This window comes from endosymbiont of Lamellibrachia barhami (assembly GCF_011947365.2).
Classification (GTDB): domain Bacteria; phylum Pseudomonadota; class Gammaproteobacteria; order Chromatiales; family Chromatiaceae; genus QGON01.
In genome coordinates, this window is the sequence record NZ_JAAVSH020000001.1 from 534,094 (window position 1) to 534,818 (window position 725).

Below are 725 nucleotides of genomic sequence, written 5' to 3' on the forward strand. Positions count from 1 at the left end.
ACGCCAGAGGCCAAAGGCAAGGATAATGGCATATTCGGTATAGCGGTTGAGCCAGATAGGGCTCTCGAAAAGATAGAGCCAGGACTCATTGAGCCAGCCGACGAAGGCCAGGGTGAAGGCTGCCATGGAGAGCGCCATCACCCACCAGCGATAACGCCCCGGCAGGGTGTCCTGGTTCGCCGCCGTGTTTGGCCGGGCGCTGTATGCCAGGAGGGGCTCTTGTTGGGTGTCTGGATTCATGGGTGCATGTTATCGCTGTTTTTACCGTTCATTCAGCACGTCGGTTATTGAGGTGACTCCTTGTCTTAGAAAATTGCTGATTCGTGGTAGAAAGGCTGCTTCTTACACCCACAGGGCATAAGTTTCGTTTGAGCAGACAAGCTGCTCAACTCAGCTTTACCAGTAGCGCAGGTTCAAGGTGCGCATTCTCCCTTGCGTAGACGAAATATTAGTCTCAAAAGGCATGAATTCAATAGATCGCTTGAATAATTGAAGTTTAGCTGGGTGGGTCAATATGTCAACCGGTATTTCAAACATGGTCTCTTCAGCCATTTTGTCCGTGTCGCCAAGGTGATGGATAATGGCTGCCGGCTTGAGTTACTGGCCCAAGGAGAACGCAGTCATTCAGACGGCGGGAGAAGAGTCGATGCAGTTCCGGGCATAACGCCTTCTGGCTGCACTTCGGCCAGTTTGTTGCCAAGAATGGATGAGAGATTCTGAAACAG

At 51.6% G+C, this 725-nt stretch carries 1 protein-coding gene; it reads right to left on the reverse strand.

Annotated features, from left to right (window positions below):
* The coding region (locus tag G9Q73_RS02265; protein WP_177418307.1) for a hypothetical protein at positions 1–240 on the reverse strand (240 nt) is incomplete at its 3' end.
* Between the last annotated feature and the right edge of the window lie 485 nt (positions 241–725).